Consider the following 536-nt stretch of genomic DNA (forward strand, 5'->3'; position numbering starts at 1 on the left):
AGCACCAGCGGCCAGTTCTTCCGGTCGCGCCAGTAGCTTTCCTCGCGCTGGAGCTTCTCCGGGAACTCGTAGAGCACCGGCAGCATGATGGGCGAGGGCCCTGCCCGGCCGTCGCGGATGGCGCGCGCCTTCTGGATCTCGGCCTTCAAGATGCCGGCCGGTTCCTTGTCCGACTGCGTCGTGATCATCAGCAGCTGACCGCCGGTCTGGGTGATGCCCCCGCCCCGGATCTGCTGCATCACCTGCATGGCGCCGTTCTTCTTCCCGAGCTCGTGCAGCTCGTCGATCGTCGTGGCGATCGGGATCTCGCCGGTGACGATCGAGGTGTCGAACGTCTTCACCTCGACCGAGGTCCCGGTCTTGTACCGGGTGATCGTCTTCAGGTGGTCCTGCACCCGGAAGACCTTGGTCAGCTTCTCGTCCAGGCGGATCATGCCCTGCGCCTGGTCGAAGAGCCGGTTCGAGATGTTCTGCGATGGCCCGATCAGCAGCATCGTGCCGTTCGGGACCTCGCACATGTAGAGCAGCGTCAGCTT

The 536-nt window shown here is 64.6% G+C and carries 1 pseudogene; it reads right to left on the minus strand.

Features of this window, described 5'->3' with window-relative positions:
- A pseudogene (locus RISW2_RS25280) lies at window positions 1-536 on the minus strand (terminase large subunit); the annotation flags it as partial.

This window comes from Roseivivax isoporae LMG 25204, from assembly GCF_000521865.1.
Lineage (GTDB): Bacteria > Pseudomonadota > Alphaproteobacteria > Rhodobacterales > Rhodobacteraceae > Roseivivax > Roseivivax isoporae.